This window comes from Spirosoma daeguense, assembly GCF_054776875.1.
On sequence record NZ_BAAHBF010000002.1, the window covers coordinates 533,871 to 549,095 of the forward strand.

Here is a 15,225-nt window from a genome sequence, read left to right on the forward strand (position 1 = left end):
ACCGTTAAATTAGAAACCAAAAACAAATTATTGGTCTAAGCTACGAATCTGTTGTAAGTATTCAGAAGGAAGCAGAACACGTTGGACAAGTGATCGTAAGCCAAGGGCATTGAGCAACGTATAAAGATTTATTGAATATGTGAGTAAGGGCTTTTTCGGAAGATCGAGCAGCGTACTTACCTGCTGGGGTACAAGAATGGCCTGTACCTGACGTAGCAAATCAAACCGCCAGTTGCCTAGCTGCTCACGATACCGCTGGAATAATTTATCGGTATATTCACCATGAGCCAGATCGCGGTTGAGGTGAGCCTCACGATCAATACACCAGTCGTCATACGTAGCGGGTAAATCTGGCACCTTCATCCCCGCGCCAACTTCCCGAAACGTAGCAAATAACTCCGCCTTTTCGGTTTGAGTTAGTGGACGGTGTAAAGTTTGGTAGGCCCGTTCAGAGTAATCGATCAGCATATACAATACATCCCGGTAAGCCCAGTCCGGAATAGCGTATCCTCGTTTATTCTCAACGCCAGTGTGAATGGAAGCCATTCGGGCAATGGCTTGCCGGGCTTTTTCTTCGGGCAGAAAAACAATCTCCTGTGCGTAACGTACTGTCGAAAATAAACGCCCTATTGGGTCGGCGGGTAGTTTACCCGTGAAAAAAAGCCAGTCTACCGCCCGGTTCAGGGCAAACTCAGCCGCAGAACCAGCAAAGACCAATAAGATCACATCGGCATCGCCCCAGATTCGGCGAACTATAGAATTCTGATGAACAAAAAAAGACATTGGCAAAAGTCGTCAGCCATTAGTCGTGAGTCAATAGCTGCCGGAAAGAATTTTCTAAACCCGTAATTAGACGCTGAAAGCTTATTGATTTACAAGGCTAATACAACGAATTCAACGCGCCTGTTCTTTCGTTTATTTTCTTCGGAGTCGTTGGGTGCCGCCGGATTAGCGTCACCATAGCCCGAAGCCTTGAGCCGATCCTCAATAATACCACTCCGAACAAGATAATTGCGAATTACTTTCGCCCGATTCTCGGACAGGAGCTGATTTAGTCGCCGGTCGCCCACATTGTCGGTATGTCCTGCAATTTCAATAACTAATTTGGGCGTAGTGACCAGCGTTTTCACCAGTTTGTTTAACTGCGGATACGACTCCGGACGTAACACGTAGCTACTCTGGTCGAAATACACATTATCGAGCCGAAATGATTGGTTAACCTGCAAATTTCGGAATATTGTATCAACGGGTTGAGGTTTCTGAATTTCTTCTTTTTCGAGTCGCACAACGTAGCCGTAATCAGGGCACGTATCACACGATACGGCCATGATTTCTTCAACTTCGTAATAACCGGGCGAACTCGTTACAACGCTCAACGTATCAGTTTGGGTGAGTATGAACGAAAAAACTTTTCCGCCCAGCGCGCTGGCTCCTGTAAATTTTTTCTTCGCTTTTTTTGCTTCAATTGTAAACTGAGCCGGTAATTCAAGCGACGTTTTATCATCGACCGCCGAAATAGTGAACAGCGTTTGCTGGGTTTTCTTAGCGGTTTGCTGACTAAAACTACGGTATGAGGCCAGTAAACAAAGCAGAAGGAAGAAGGTTACGACACGCATATTGGTCTTCGGTTTTTCACGGAGAACCTCACCACAAAAGAAGTGCCGAATTTTTGAAAGGGCTGAAATTGCTACGTATCTACAGCCGTTTTTCATACGCCAAAAAGCGCAGACCCGGTCGAAAACTTAGGGTAATTTCACCCGCATAGCGGTAGCCCATTTTAGGGAAAAGCTTTTGCGTGACCTGATTCTCGGAATTCGTGTCGATCCGTAGAAATGCGATACCCCGTTCGAGCGCAAGTTGTTCGGCTTGTTCGAGTAAAGCCGCTGCTACACCCTGTCCTCGAAAGTGCGGATCAACGGCCAGTCGGTGCGTGACAATGGCACGTTGGGCTAGATTGAAACCGACTTGGGCATATTCGGGCTCCTGATCTTCGGTAAGGGCGGCAAAGCCAGCTAATTGATCATTGATTTCGGTAACCCATAACTGGTTCTTCTGGATATCCTGCTGAAAAACAGTTTCGTTCGGATACGTATTATCCCACTGAAAATTGCCCGACTCATGCATGAGCGGTACTACATTTCGGAGAATGGTTAACAAGGCGGGAATGTCGGTACTCGTGGCAGGGCGAATGATCATGCTAAGTAATAGAGAAAACTGAAGATTTTAAGACAATGTAATTTGGTCGCCGTGAACGCGGTCGCCGTGAATTCGGTCGCCGTGAATTCGGTCGCCGTGGCTTTTAGGGGTGGAGGTAACGGTGAAAATAAGCTCATCCTGCGAATCATTACGCATCTGGTGAGCTATTAAGGGTGGAATCTCTATTCCTTCAAATGGGCTTAACCGGAGTGTTTTATCTCCAACTTCCATAGTGGCAGTTCCGGCCAGAATAAAGAAAAACTGACGCGCTTTTTTGTGATAGTGTTTTACCTCCGAGGTGCCAGATGGCATTCGTTCCTGAATAATACTTAGCGCGTCTGACTTGACCAGATGCCAGCCATCACAGCCGTTTCCCCAAGTGTAATGCTCGGCTGTATTTGTGCTGACGGGACGGATCGCTTCTTCATTCATCTGATACGATTGTCTGGGACAAATACATTAAGTCAAAAATATGAGTAGTTTATTTACCCTCCTTCAGCATTTCTACCACCAGGGCCAACTCATCGACCGTTGTTTCTGGGTCGCCCGAATAACCAATGGTACGATAACGTACTCGCCCGTTGGGGCCAATAACCACCTTAGTCGGAATTCCTTTCACTTTGTAGGCATTGGCAACTTTTTGCTGCGTATCGAGCGGCACCACAAATTCATACGGGTGTTTATTCATGAAATTGTGTACTCGTTGTAAAGGGCCGCCCTCGCGAGTATTGACAAATAGGAATCGCACGTTTGGGTCGCTAAGGAATTTATTCTGTGCTTGCTGCATTGCCGGAAACGAAGCAATACAAGGGCCGCACCAGGTAGCCCAGAAATCGAGCACGATTACTTTTCCTTTAAAGGCTGATGAGGAAATGCTACGTCCTTTTAAATCGGTAAGAGCAAAGGCTGGAGCCGGTTCATTAATAAGCAGTTGTGCTAATTCATCCCGTTTATCGGCACGAATGTCGGCTTCTAAATCGGCTAGATAGGTGTCAGCTTTAGCAATCGTATTTCCCGGCTGTTTGGCATACCAGTCGCGAAGGGAAGTTTTAAGTCCGATGTTTGCTTTTCCGATCTGCACCGCTGATTCGATATAGGGCAGTGCTTCATTCATCTGATTGGCACGTATTGCACAAAGAAGATAACGTTCGTTAACGCGGACTTCGCTGTTATCGACATCGTCGGGAATAATCACATCCTTGTAGGCTGTATAGGCATCTGCAAATTTCCCCTGCTGTTCCTGCGTTCGGGCATACGTATTCATGAGCTGCCGGAGACGGGCTTTTTGTTCGGCTTCCCACGTACTGTTAATCCGTTGAGGCTTTGGCTGGGCTTTGAAAACCGAAAGGGCTCGCTTGATCAAAAATTCGGATTCGGGCAAGGAACGACGTTCGTCGGCGAGTTGAAATGCAATCGTATTGAGCACCAATACGTCAGTTTGCGCGGCTGGCAAAGGTTCAACAAACTTCACTAGTCCGGCGATATCGTTTTGCTTGAAGTAACTATCAGTCATGGCCACCGCTAAAGCCGGTAAGTGGGGCGATGTCGGGAAATCCTGCACGAATGATTGATAAGCCGCCTTTTTTTTCGCCCAGTCAATTTCACTACGTACAGCATTCGCACGATCTTTCTGCACTAGCGAACCGGCTGGATCTAGTGTTTTCATTCGTTCGCGCAGGGTATTAGCTCGTGGAAAATCGCCCATGCTTTCATACAACTGTGCAGCCGCCGTTAATTCTGCCGCCGTTGGAGCAGTGCGCGACGCCAAATATGATTCAATTCCTGCTTTTACGGATGGTCCATAACCCGGTTTTCGCTGTTTGATCTGGGTTGCCAACAGGTCTGACCAGTAAAAAGACTGCAAATCAGGGTTCATCGCCAGTTCGTGCTGAAACAACGTAACAACCCAGTTGGGGTCGAAACGGGTGCCGGTTTCGTTCAAGAAATGACTGCGGGTAAATACCGAAGCCTGGCCGCCCACCGCGTGTGGCAGAATTTTGCCAGCGGCATCATGCACCGGAATGACATACAACTGCCCTTTATTCAAGTCAGTACGTTTGGGTTGGGAGCTGTTTCTAAAAAACAGCATCGTTCCCATTACGTCCTTTTTCGGAATATAAATTTCGCCCACAAAGTCGCGCCCCTGACGTACTAACGTAAGCGTAGTTGGCCGACTAATGTGCATCATGTTCGGCGCACCGTAGCGAACGTAACGGCCTTCCAGCGTACTGTCGTTTGCCAATGGCGTTGTTTGGGGAGTATAGGTAAACGAAACCATTTGTCCAATCTGCGGGCGTTCCGGCAAAAAGCAGAACTGGGCAAACGTACTATGTGAAATAATACAGATTAAGGCGAAAAGGTAGGTAAGAAATCTCATAACGTACTGATTCATTGATCGAAAAAGAAATTGAGTAGGGATTCTGCCGCTTGCTGATACCAAAGCGACAGACTCACATTTAAGCACAAAAATGTGGTTAAACTGAAACGGATTGTTCCTGTTTTTTAGGTTTCGAGACGATCAACAAGCCTACAAACGTAATTAATCCGTTTAGCAGGAGCCGTTCAAAGCCAAACTGATACCCACCGAACCAAGCCGCCGAATTCTGATTGATGATATATGTCAGAACGGGCGAAGCTACACAGATAAACGGTACAGCACCATCCATAACCGGACGTTTACTGAAAATACCGAACGCGTATAAACCCAGCAATGGGCCATATGTATACCCAGCAATGTCGAAAACAGCCGTGATCACTTCTTTGCTGTTCAATTGACGGAAAACAATGATAACCACGTAGAACAGCAACGAAAAACCAATGTGAACGATGTGTTTGATACGTGCCCGACTCGCTTCAGGTCGTTTCTCTACATTCATGAAATCGATACAGAATGAGGTAGTTAAAGCCGTAAGAGCCGAATCGGCACTGGCATACGTAGCGGCTGTGATACCCAGCAGAAATGTAATTCCAACTACCAGACCAAGGTGATTCAGTGCCAACATTGGGTAAAGGTCGTCGGTGCGTTCGGGAATGGCAATGCCTTCGCGTTGAGCATAGGCGTAGAGTAGCACGCCTAACGACAGAAACATAAAATTGACGAAGACCAACGTAACGGTAAACCAGAACATATTTTTCTGTGCTTCACCGATATTCTTGCAGGTCAGGTTTTTCTGCATCAGATCCTGATCGAGACCGGTCATTACAATGGCAATGAACGCACCCGAAACAAACTGCTTGAAAAAGTTTTTTGGGTCGTTGGCATCCCAATAAAAAATCTGCGACATAGGGCTGTCGGATACGGTACTGACTATGCCGCTAAAGGATAAATTTAATTCCCTGGCAATCAGGAAAATGGTTAGAATGACGGCTGTTATTAAGAACACGGTCTGAAGCGTATCGGTAACGATGATGGTTTTCACCCCTCCTTTAAACGTGTAAATCCAGATAAGCCCGATCGTAATCAGCACTGAAACCTCAAATGGAATTCCGAGCGGACTAAACAGAGCCAGTTGTAACACACCTGCGGCCACATAAAGCCGTACTGCCGAACCAACCGTGCGCGATAAAAGAAAGAATCCAGCACCCGTTTTGTAGGACCAGAATCCAAAGCGTTTTTCGAGATAACCGTAGATCGAAATGAGATTTAGCCTGTAGTAGAGTGGCATCAACACCGAACCGATCACGATATAACCGATAATGTAGCCTAATACAACCTGAAAATAGGAAAACCCGATTTTGCCAACGGCTCCCGGCACCGAAATAAACGTAACACCCGACAGCGACGTACCGATCATGCCGAACGCCACTAGCCACCAGGGCGATTGGCGGTTGGCCGTAAAGAACGTAGTGGTATCGGCCCCGCGTGCCGTATAAAACGAAACGGCAATCAACATGCCGAAATAGGCAATCAAAATGACAAGTGCAAGTGTTGTATTCATGGAGAAATTGACAAGCGACGGTCTCGAATGACAACGTGAAAATCTGGTAGTTTATCAGTGTTGGAAAGCCACCACACTACCTGCAAAATCATTGGTTGTGATTCGCTTATATGGTCGATTTTTTGTAAATTTGCTAAGTAAACACGCTTTTTGCTCCCATGCAACCTTTTGAAGAAAACGACTGGTCGACTGAGGTGGACGTATTGGATGATGTTGTCGAAACCGACGTACATAACCTCGTGGTTTTCAACGACGATGTGAATACATTTGACCACGTTATCGAAACACTTATTGATGTGTGCGGCCACACGCCCGAACAGGCCGAACAATGTACGCTGTTGATTCACTACAAAGGCAAATGCGCCGTGAAGCATGGGTCTTGGGATGAACTAGTGCCGATGCGTAACGAAATCTGCCGTCGGGGCATCTCGGCGGAAGTGTTAAATTAGTGATGAGTGATGAACGATAAGTGATAAGTAAGCCGAAGCGCTCTATTCATCGTTCATCACTCATCGTTCATCTCTTATCACTAATTCTCTTGGAATACCCCTCCAAACTTATAGAAGAAGCAGTCAACGAAGTGTCGAAACTGCCCGGAATTGGCAAAAAAACGGCGCTCCGGCTGGTTTTACATTTGTTGAAACGTGACGAAGATCAAACCGAATTGCTGGCGCAAAGCCTGACGGCAATGCGGACAAAGGTGAAATACTGCCGCAAATGCCATAATCTGTCCGATCATGACGTTTGTACTATTTGCGCCAGTCACAAACGCGACCAATCGCTGATTTGCGTGGTCGAAGACACGCGCGACGTACTGGCGATTGAGAATACAGCCCAGTATAAAGGCTTATATCACGTATTGGGTGGTATCATTTCGCCGGTAGAAGGAATTGGCCCCAGCGACCTTCAGATTGACTCACTCATCGAACGGCTAAAAGGTGCTGAAGGAGAGTCTGTTCGAGAAATTATTTTGGCGATCAGCCCGACAATGGAAGGCGATACGACTGCCTTTTATCTTCAGAAAAAGTTAAAACCGTTTAACCTCAAGATTTCGACTATTGCACGTGGTATTCCTATCGGTGGCGATCTTGAATATGCCGATGAAGTTACCCTTGGCCGAAGCATTTTGAGCCGGATTGCCTACGAATAAGCCCCATTTGCGTTAAATCAATTGATTGTTGATGCGCTTGGGTACGAAAAACTCGTTTATTTGCGTCTGTGTCCTTCTTTCTGTTGAACATTTACCCAATTGGAGGGTTGTTTGTTCGATGGCCCAAATGGCTGTAAACAGAATGGCACAGACGCTTTTTTGTTCTTCCCCAAAATCAACATTCGCATGAATCGCTCCGAGTTTTTGAAACTGGCCTTCGGTGCTTCGGCTGGTTTAGTTGCCTTCCGCTCATTTGGATATACACCTGCTCAGGCTGAAGGGCCGTTTAAACTGGCCCCACTACCTTTCGACGCGGGTGCGCTCGAACCGCACATTGATAAAATGACCATGGAAATTCACCACGGTAAACACCATAAAGCGTATGTCGATAACCTGAACAAAGCCGTTGCCGGAACCGATATGGCTAAAATGGACATTGAAGCGTTGGTAAAAAGTGTGAATGCCAGCACGCCAGCCGCCGTACGTAATAATGCCGGTGGTCATTGGAATCATACGTTCTTCTGGAATATTCTAGGCCCCGGTGGTGGGGTGCCAAAAGGTGCTTTGGCTGATGCTATCAACAAGAAATTTGGCTCGTTCGATAACTTTAAAACCGAATTCGGCAAAGCGGCAGCCGGTCGTTTCGGATCGGGCTGGGCATGGCTTATCAAAACAGGAAATGATATTGAAATCATCTCGACGCCTAATCAGGACAACCCACTCATGGCCCTCGCCGAGAAAAAAGGAACCCCAATTCTGGGCCTCGATGTGTGGGAGCATGCATATTATCTTAAATATCAGAACCGTCGGCCAGAATACGTAACAGCATTCTGGAACGTAGTAGACTGGAATAAAGTCGGAAAGAATTTCTCGTAATACGTATTGAGTTATAAACCGGGCCGCCGGAGTGGTTGTAGGGTTATAGAGTTGTAGAGTGGCTGACGCAAATCATACGCGCTGAGCAGCTTTACAACCTTATAACCCTACAACTTTATAACTTAACATTCACTATTTTTGTCAAAATAGCTTTCGTCTATGATAAACGAAGAATTATACAACGAAATCCCATCGTTAGATCTGGCTGATTTTACCTCCGGCGACGCGGAACGGAAAGCACGTTTTGTACAGGATTTAGGACGTGCGTTTAATCAAATTGGCTTTGTTGCCATTCGTAATCACGGTCTGACCGACGAGCTAACCAAAGAACTTTACGATTCGGCCAAGGCATTTTTCTCGGCTCCAGATAGTGTAAAGCAGAAATACGAACATCCTGAGCTGAACGGTCAGCGCGGTTATATCGGTAAAGGAAAAGAAACGGCTAAAGGATTTAAAGTCGCTGATCTCAAAGAGTTTTATCACGTTGGCCAGCCTGAACCCGAGGGTGATATGCCCGCCAACGTATTTCCAGAAGAATATCCGGAATTTCAGAACGTAACGCTGGAAACGTATCGGACGCTGGAAAACACTGGAAAACAGTTGCTACGTGCCATTGCACTCTACCTGGAACTGCCCGAAGATTACTTTGACGCTAAAGTTCGGAATGGCGATAGTATTCTACGGGCTCTTCATTATTTCCCGCTTAATCCCGAAACCACACCCGATGGTGCAGTACGTGCTGCCGCACACGGCGACATTAACCTCATTACATTGCTGATGGGCGCTTCCGCCGATGGTCTTGAAGTGCTACGTCGCGATGGTAAATGGATCGGCATTACCGCATTACCCGATCAGGTTATTGTAAATGTAGGGGATATGCTCGATAGGCTTACTAACCATAAACTGAAGTCGACCATTCATCAAGTTGTGAATCCGCCACGCGAAAAAATGAATCAGTCACGCTACTCGATTCCATTTTTCATGCATCCCCGTGGCGACATGGATTTGAGCAGTCTGGAAAGCTGTATCGATGCGCAACACCCGAAACTATATGTAAATATGACAGCGGGTGAATTTCTGGACGAGCGCTTAATGGAACTGGGACTGAAGAAGAAATAGGTAATGTCTAGACAAGGGTTGTTACGATTAGTCAGGACTAGTCGGAGATATACAGCGAAAGGTGGCTTCTCGCGACGATGGCCAGTTATATCCTGATCCGTCTCTGATCCGACCGAAATAATCCTAATAACCCTTTGGCATATCTAACCCTTTCTGAACGCGTTGAGCATGTTGCCTTACATTACCGCTGTTAAACCCGTACGTAGGATTCGGTATATCATCTTCTTAAAAGATGTACTAATTCTGGCACTGACAACGTTTGGCGGGCCACAGGTTCATCTGGCTATGCTTCACGACCGTTTTGTTCGGAAACGACGCTACGTTACGGACGAAGAATTACTAGAATTAAACGCACTCGGACAGGTACTTCCCGGCCCAACCTCAACGCAGACGATTACCGCCATTGGCTTTAAAATTGGTGGCCCAAATCTGGCATACTTAACCCTTATTGTCTGGATACTTCCTGCCGTAAGCATTATGACGGCGGCTGGAATTGGAATCTATTACATGGAGCGGCACAGTATGTCGCTACAATTTACCCGGTTTATTCAGCCAATGGCCGTGGGTTTCATGGTTGTAGCCGGGTATCGGATCGGGCGAATTGTAATTAAGGACAAAGTAAGTTTGGCACTGGCGTTAACGGCTGCTATGGTGGGTTACGTATTTCGGTCGCCCGTTATGACACCTATCGTGATTGCGTTGGGTGGGCTTACAACGGCCTTAACTTACGAGAAACAGCAACGAATGGAGAAAGAGCCCCTGCGTATACAGTGGGCTAATTTTTTTCTGTGGCTAGGCGTTTTTGTGGCCGCTGCTACGTTGGGAGCGGCTACTCGTTCGTTACCCGTTCGTTTGTTCGAAAATTTTTACCGTAACGGAAGCTTTGTTTTTGGCGGAGGACAGATTCTGACGCCGATGCTTTATAATGAGTTTGTTGAATTTAAGCGCTACCTCTCTCGTGAGGAGTTTCTATCCGGTTTAGGATTGGCGCAGGCCATACCGGGGCCGGTCTTTGCCATAGCTTCCTACATCGGTACGTTATCGATGCGCGACGCGGGTGTTTCGGGGCAACTGTGGGGGAGCTGTGTGGCTACCGCCGGTATATTTCTGCCCGGTACGTTTCTTATCTTCTTTGTCTACCGTTTCTGGGAGCAGCTCAAACGATATCGGGTAGTGCGAGCCTCATTGGGCGGCATAAATGCTGCCAGCACCGGCCTTACGGCAGCAGCGGCCATTGCCCTGTTTGAGCCAATGGCACCGTACTGGCCTTCTGTGTCAGTTGTCATTCTGACCATCGTGTTGCTGATTTATACCAAAATTCCGCCTTATGTATTAATACTCGGGGGCTTATTGGTTGGTTTTATTATTAGGTAAATTTGGTATATTGCACAATACGTAATGATTTTAGAGGAGTACTTAATGTACTTTCCTTCAGGTATATAGCCCGTACTAGTTAAGCTTTAGCTCTATTCAAAAATACCAGATACGCTGACTTCGCCTATTGAATATGGAAAACTTTGGTTTTAGACTAGTATGGGATTTCCCTTTCAGTTCTACCTCCGTTTATCTCCGCCGATAGTCTGGTATGATACGTATCAATGATTTCTGGCTACGTTGGCTAGGTCCACTTGGGCTTTTTCTGTTTGGGAATCTGTTTTTTCGGCTTTCATTCTGGATGGATGCTGATCTGCAAACGCTTTTCGATTCGATATTAGTGGGGCTGGTTGCCGGGTATCTGTTTTGGGAGGTAAATCGATTGGTTATTTCCGAGTTGCAAGAGCAATTTCCCGGCCTGGAACGTAGCCAGAAAAGGCTTTTGCTAATATTACTGCTGAGCCCGCTGCTAGTCAATGCGGCCGTTTTCTTTCGTTACGTCCTGCATATTCTGCTTGGGTCAAGGCACGTATTGTGGATAGATTTAGTCGATTACGTTACGTCGCTGGGTATTCAGTTGTTTTACTTCGCGGTTTATTTCAGTATTTACGAAGGGTGGTACGTCATGCAACAATGGCGACAGACGTATCAGGAAAAAGAAGCATTGGTAAAAGCACAATGGCAAACCCGTTTCGATTCGCTTAAGAGTCAGGTCAACCCGCATTTTCTGTTTAACTCACTAAATTCGTTGTCGGCGTTGATTGATGAATCGCCGATGCAGGCCAGCCAGTTTGTTGATGAATTATCGACTATGTATCGGTATTTACTACGTGCCAATGATCGGGAATTAATTTTGCTAAGCACAGAGCTGACATTTATTGAGTCCTATGCCCATTTGTTGAAAACTCGGCACGGCGCCGGGCTGACTATTCAAATACACGTAGCACCAGATTATCTGGGTCATTCGATACCACCCCTAACTCTTCAGTTACTGGTCGAAAATGCGGTAAAACATAATATTGTTATGGCTGAGCAACCGTTGAAAATTGAAATTGCAACGACCAGCGACGGCCAGTTGTTGGTGCGTAACAACTTACAACGGAAGAATGTGCATAACGCCAGCAACGGCATTGGACTGGCAAACGTTGCCGCCAAATACCAGATGCTGGCGCAGTCTACGATTGTTATTGAGGACGAAGACGAGCATTTTACGGTCTTACTGCCTCTGCTGAATTAAATCTCTATAATTCGTCAGACAGAAATTTACGGATGTTCTGGTAAGGTCGAAGCGCATTGGGCTTGCCATTAGCGCCATTGGTGGGCGTTGTTGTGGCTGGTGGGCGAGGCTCTTCAGTCCGTTTGCGATTACTATTCTGAAGCGTCAGCATTTCTTTACGTAGCTGCTGTTGTTCTTCGTCGCTCAAAACATTTCGAGTTGCTTCGCCCTGACCATAACCGTCGTTGAATGTGCTGATTCTACTGTCGGTCTGCGAAAGTTTCAGTTCGGCCAGTAGTGCGTCAATGTCGTTGATAAGTGCCTGACGGCGTCCGCGCAACTCATTGAGTGATGGAAGCAGGTCGAGGTTATGTTGAAGTACCTGTTGACGAGTGCGTTGCTCAGCCAATTGTGCTTCGAGCGGAGCTATTTCCTTATCAATACGTTTCAGCCGTCGGCGTAGTCTGCCCAGTTTAATGTCGGCCTGTAGCCATCGAAACCAGAAGGCCGACAGCACAGGCAAAGCAATCCCTAAGCAAACTGCTCCGGCCAGGGCAAACAGAATACCACTCAACACAAATGACATCAGCGCCCACGGACTGTTGACCAGCGCCAGATTCAATTCGCTCGACTCGCTCAGTTGTTTCTCGATTTTACTCATCATAGAGGGGCTGAGAACCTGCGTAGCTGCCGATGGATCGGTGTTGAGCTGAAGCTGGCGAACCGATTTGTTAATGGCTGCTTTCAACTGATCAGTACGGTAGGCTTCATACCGAAACCAGCCCAATACGGCCAGAGTTATGACCGAAAACACCGCTAGCATGATCTTGAACCGACTGTATTTTGTCTGATTCTGTTCTGGATTTTCCTGATATGGTTTTTCAATTAGTCGGTCATAGGCAGGTTTTAGTAGTATTGATACCATGGCCAGGCCAAATGCAAATGCCCAGGCCTCATCGGAGTTACGTATGTTGAGCGCATACGCTACGATTTCGTGGGAGATAATCAAATCACCCGCCAGAAAAGCAATACCAGCTATCAGAAACAGTAGACCCGCCAGTAATGAATAATCAGGAGAGGCTTTGGCGCGTCGTTCCTGCAGGGCGCTACGTTCGGCTTCAACGGCCTGTCGGTTGGTTTCGATCTGTTTTACCTGTTTCGACAGCCGTTCTACCTGAAGTGTATGGTTCTGCAAGTCGGAGTAGGCAGCCCGATTAGCTTCAGTGGTTTCAGCCAACTGTCGTTCGACATTATCCAGATTCGTGCGCTTTTCCTGAATGCGTTCAGTCAACCAGTCCGTATTAATCTGGCTGGATAAATAGCCTTCGTATGTTTCCCGACTAACACCTTCGACACCGCTGTTATAACCGTGCTGAAAATCGGGACTGTTCGTTGGTTCCATATTCAAGGTTGTAAAGTTGTTGGGTTATAAGTGTCCAGTTGTAAGGTTATAAAGTTGTCCAGTTGTAAGATTAGAATTTTCAAAAACTCTAAAACGTTACAACCCTATAACTCTACAACCATACAACTCTATAACTTTCTTACTCCAATTTCCTATTTAAACATTGCTTCTCGTTGAGACTCAGTGAGTCGGTCGCGGAGGCTACGGGCGAGTTCGAACTCGCTGATAAACAAATTAACAAGCCGATCGCGCTGAGTGTTCAATTGCACTCGCTGTGCTTCGGCCTGATTGAGGGTAGAAATCAACGGCCATTTCTGTGTTCGATACTGATCAATTTCCCGAATCAGGAACGTTAATTCGGATTCAAAACGGGGGATATCTTCCTGTTTGCGGCCCTGTAGACTCTGGTTTGCGGCCAATACGTTGATGTCATTTTGGAGGGCAGTTAACGTACTGAGGGCTAATTTGCCGCCTAACAGAAACAGAAAAAAAACGAATAAAAATAGTCCAATTGCCTGAGTAGGTGTTTTGTATTCCAGCGCCTGTACGAGAATAAATACCGCCGTTGCGAGTGGTAAACCCAATTCTTCAATGAGCCGACGACTGGTTAAGCGTGTGCCAGTTTCATAAAAGAACGATGTGCGGCCAAACAAATTGAACATACCCGCCAGAAAAACCCCAACCGAAATCCAACGATTCGGAAAAGCGGGACGTAGTGTTTCGTCGATAAGGTAAAACGTACCAATACACATTACCGCCGATAATAACAGACTGCCTACAGTTCGAATCAGGTTTGTGGGAGCTGGTTGCTGGTTGCGCAGGTCTGCAATTTGCGCACGAAGGGTTGATGCGCGGTTTTCGCGTTCGCTGATGAATTGATTGATTTCGCCAATTTTTTCGGAATACTGCCCAACTAATTCATCAGTAAGAGCTGATTGTTGGGCGAACCAGGCGCGAATCTGCCCAGTTTTTCCATCGGGACGCGCATCCGATAAACCAAACAAGACACCTTCATCACGTAACGATTCTTCATCGGCCAGCCAGTTGGGAAGTGGTTCGGTAGGTAATAACGTAGTAAAAAGCGGGGGCGCAAACGTAGCATTCTCTTCCTGCAAGGCAGGTACTACGTTCATAGTCACGGGTATAGCTGCCGGAGTATCCGACGTAGTACTGACTACTGGTATTGGTTTTGAAAAAAAAGTACGAAGTCGTTGGGTAAGCGTCATTATCGTTGCCAGACAACGGATTTGCTGTCGGAGTGGGTTGTCGAACAAAAAACGGCTGTAAATACGTAAATAGTGCTTTATCAAAGCAAATAGTATGTGATGAAAGGGGAAACTATTTTCGATAATAAGCCGGAAAACCGTTGTCTGCTATAAGCTGGATTGTGAATAGATAGGTAAACACAACCAGTTATTTGCTGGGGTATACTCAGTATTGACTTCCGATTGGTAGATCAAGGTTGGCCGCGCAATTTTGTGATCAATCAGTTCTTATCGATACATCAGCGAATCATGAAATTTCCGGCGGGGGATTTATTTATACTTCTTTTCTTCCTGATTGGTGCTACGTTGGTTAGCGTAGCGTACTACGTCTACTGGAGCCATCAGCAACTCGTGAAAAATGGCATTTCCACCAAAGGCACTGTCATTGGTATGCATCGCATGAAACCGCGCGAGTATCCTGTAGCCCCATCGATACGTTACCAGACGCAGGACGGGTGCGAGCGTATTTTTCATAGCTCAGAAGGACGAAACCCTCCTGCTTATCAGATTGGCGAAGAAGTAACACTTTATTATGATCCAAACCAGCCCGATAAAGTAGTGTTAGATGGAGATTTTCTACTGGTCTATGTTTTTGGGGGAATGGGCCTGGTTTTTATCTTCCTGTCGGTCTGGGGCATTGGCGAATCAGTGACCAATGTCTGGCAATGGATGATATATCGGTAAAGCCG

General features: G+C 46.6%; 15 protein-coding genes. 7 read left to right on the forward strand and 8 right to left on the reverse strand.

All coding sequences use genetic code 11. The annotated features are described in order from the left end of the window. Positions 1 to 27: 27 nt before the first annotated feature. The 6 genes from ACYVD4_RS07105 to ACYVD4_RS07130 form a co-directional block, all read right to left on the reverse strand. Positions 28 to 783: an oxygenase MpaB family protein gene (locus tag ACYVD4_RS07105; protein ID WP_460943857.1), complete on the reverse strand. Its 756-nt coding sequence runs from the start codon at positions 781 to 783 to the stop codon at positions 28 to 30. Positions 784 to 872: 89 nt separating this feature from the next. Continuing rightward, entirely contained in the window at positions 873 to 1,616 is a 744-nt protein-coding gene (locus tag ACYVD4_RS07110) for an OmpA family protein (RefSeq protein ID WP_460943859.1), read from the reverse strand. A gap of 79 nt (positions 1,617 to 1,695) precedes the next feature. Continuing rightward, the gene (locus ACYVD4_RS07115; protein WP_460943861.1) at positions 1,696 to 2,196 is read right to left on the reverse strand and encodes a GNAT family N-acetyltransferase; all 501 of its coding nucleotides are present in this window, start codon (positions 2,194 to 2,196) and stop codon (positions 1,696 to 1,698) included. 27 nt (positions 2,197 to 2,223) lie between these two features. Then, positions 2,224 to 2,628, reverse strand: coding sequence for a cupin domain-containing protein (locus ACYVD4_RS07120; protein WP_460943863.1), 405 nt, complete (start codon positions 2,626 to 2,628; stop codon positions 2,224 to 2,226). A gap of 49 nt (positions 2,629 to 2,677) precedes the next feature. Continuing rightward, positions 2,678 to 4,573 carry a redoxin family protein gene (locus ACYVD4_RS07125; protein WP_460943865.1) on the reverse strand — a complete coding sequence of 632 codons (1,896 nt, stop codon included), beginning with the start codon at positions 4,571 to 4,573 and terminating at the stop codon, positions 2,678 to 2,680. A 97-nt stretch (positions 4,574 to 4,670) separates the two neighbouring features. After that, a complete protein-coding gene (locus tag ACYVD4_RS07130) occupies positions 4,671 to 6,134 on the reverse strand; it encodes a sodium:solute symporter (protein WP_460943867.1) in 1,464 nt (487 codons plus the stop codon). Positions 6,135 to 6,292: 158 nt separating this feature from the next. Here ACYVD4_RS07130 and ACYVD4_RS07135 point away from each other — a divergent pair, with 158 nt between their 5' ends. The 6 genes from ACYVD4_RS07135 to ACYVD4_RS07160 all read left to right on the forward strand — a co-directional run bounded on the left by ACYVD4_RS07135 (position 6,293) and on the right by ACYVD4_RS07160 (position 11,890). Then, the gene (locus tag ACYVD4_RS07135) at positions 6,293 to 6,583 is read left to right on the forward strand and encodes an ATP-dependent Clp protease adaptor ClpS (RefSeq protein WP_460943869.1); all 291 of its coding nucleotides are present in this window, start codon (positions 6,293 to 6,295) and stop codon (positions 6,581 to 6,583) included. A gap of 89 nt (positions 6,584 to 6,672) precedes the next feature. After that, a complete protein-coding gene (gene recR, locus ACYVD4_RS07140) occupies positions 6,673 to 7,284 on the forward strand; it encodes a recombination mediator RecR (protein ID WP_460943871.1) in 612 nt (203 codons plus the stop codon). A gap of 186 nt (positions 7,285 to 7,470) precedes the next feature. Beyond that, a complete protein-coding gene (locus ACYVD4_RS07145) occupies positions 7,471 to 8,160 on the forward strand; it encodes a superoxide dismutase (RefSeq protein WP_460943873.1) in 690 nt (229 codons plus the stop codon). A gap of 159 nt (positions 8,161 to 8,319) precedes the next feature. After that, entirely contained in the window at positions 8,320 to 9,279 is a 960-nt protein-coding gene (locus ACYVD4_RS07150) for an isopenicillin N synthase family dioxygenase (RefSeq protein ID WP_460943875.1), read from the forward strand. Positions 9,280 to 9,447: 168 nt separating this feature from the next. Next, the gene (chrA, locus tag ACYVD4_RS07155) at positions 9,448 to 10,653 is read left to right on the forward strand and encodes a chromate efflux transporter (protein ID WP_460943877.1); all 1,206 of its coding nucleotides are present in this window, start codon (positions 9,448 to 9,450) and stop codon (positions 10,651 to 10,653) included. Positions 10,654 to 10,864: 211 nt separating this feature from the next. Then, positions 10,865 to 11,890 carry a sensor histidine kinase gene (locus ACYVD4_RS07160; protein ID WP_460943879.1) on the forward strand — a complete coding sequence of 342 codons (1,026 nt, stop codon included), beginning with the start codon at positions 10,865 to 10,867 and terminating at the stop codon, positions 11,888 to 11,890. A gap of 4 nt (positions 11,891 to 11,894) precedes the next feature. On the opposite strand, the gene ACYVD4_RS07165 is transcribed toward ACYVD4_RS07160, so the two are convergent. Continuing rightward, positions 11,895 to 13,271 (reverse strand): hypothetical protein, encoded by a 1,377-nt coding sequence (locus ACYVD4_RS07165; RefSeq protein ID WP_460943881.1) that lies wholly within the window; start codon positions 13,269 to 13,271, stop codon positions 11,895 to 11,897. A 152-nt stretch (positions 13,272 to 13,423) separates the two neighbouring features. After that, positions 13,424 to 14,581: a hypothetical protein gene (locus tag ACYVD4_RS07170; RefSeq protein ID WP_460943883.1), complete on the reverse strand. Its 1,158-nt coding sequence runs from the start codon at positions 14,579 to 14,581 to the stop codon at positions 13,424 to 13,426. A 204-nt stretch (positions 14,582 to 14,785) separates the two neighbouring features. Between ACYVD4_RS07170 and ACYVD4_RS07175 the strand changes: the two genes are divergently transcribed. Next, the gene (locus tag ACYVD4_RS07175; RefSeq protein WP_460943885.1) at positions 14,786 to 15,220 is read left to right on the forward strand and encodes a DUF3592 domain-containing protein; all 435 of its coding nucleotides are present in this window, start codon (positions 14,786 to 14,788) and stop codon (positions 15,218 to 15,220) included. The last annotated feature ends 5 nt before the right edge of the window (positions 15,221 to 15,225 follow it).

Coding starts and splice junctions, on each gene's coding strand:
- ACYVD4_RS07105 (WP_460943857.1), bottom strand. CDS start 783: ATGTCTTTTTTTGTTCATCAGAATTCTATAGTTCGCCGAATCTGGGGC.
- ACYVD4_RS07110 (WP_460943859.1), bottom strand. CDS start 1,616: ATGCGTGTCGTAACCTTCTTCCTTCTGCTTTGTTTACTGGCCTCATAC.
- ACYVD4_RS07115 (WP_460943861.1), bottom strand. CDS start 2,196: ATGATCATTCGCCCTGCCACGAGTACCGACATTCCCGCCTTGTTAACC.
- ACYVD4_RS07120 (WP_460943863.1), bottom strand. CDS start 2,628: ATGAATGAAGAAGCGATCCGTCCCGTCAGCACAAATACAGCCGAGCAT.
- ACYVD4_RS07125 (WP_460943865.1), bottom strand. CDS start 4,573: ATGAGATTTCTTACCTACCTTTTCGCCTTAATCTGTATTATTTCACAT.
- ACYVD4_RS07130 (WP_460943867.1), bottom strand. CDS start 6,134: ATGAATACAACACTTGCACTTGTCATTTTGATTGCCTATTTCGGCATG.
- ACYVD4_RS07135 (WP_460943869.1), top strand. CDS start 6,293: ATGCAACCTTTTGAAGAAAACGACTGGTCGACTGAGGTGGACGTATTG.
- ACYVD4_RS07145 (WP_460943873.1), top strand. CDS start 7,471: ATGAATCGCTCCGAGTTTTTGAAACTGGCCTTCGGTGCTTCGGCTGGT.
- ACYVD4_RS07150 (WP_460943875.1), top strand. CDS start 8,320: ATGATAAACGAAGAATTATACAACGAAATCCCATCGTTAGATCTGGCT.
- chrA (WP_460943877.1), top strand. CDS start 9,448: ATGTTGCCTTACATTACCGCTGTTAAACCCGTACGTAGGATTCGGTAT.
- ACYVD4_RS07160 (WP_460943879.1), top strand. CDS start 10,865: ATGATACGTATCAATGATTTCTGGCTACGTTGGCTAGGTCCACTTGGG.
- ACYVD4_RS07165 (WP_460943881.1), bottom strand. CDS start 13,271: ATGGAACCAACGAACAGTCCCGATTTTCAGCACGGTTATAACAGCGGT.
- ACYVD4_RS07175 (WP_460943885.1), top strand. CDS start 14,786: ATGAAATTTCCGGCGGGGGATTTATTTATACTTCTTTTCTTCCTGATT.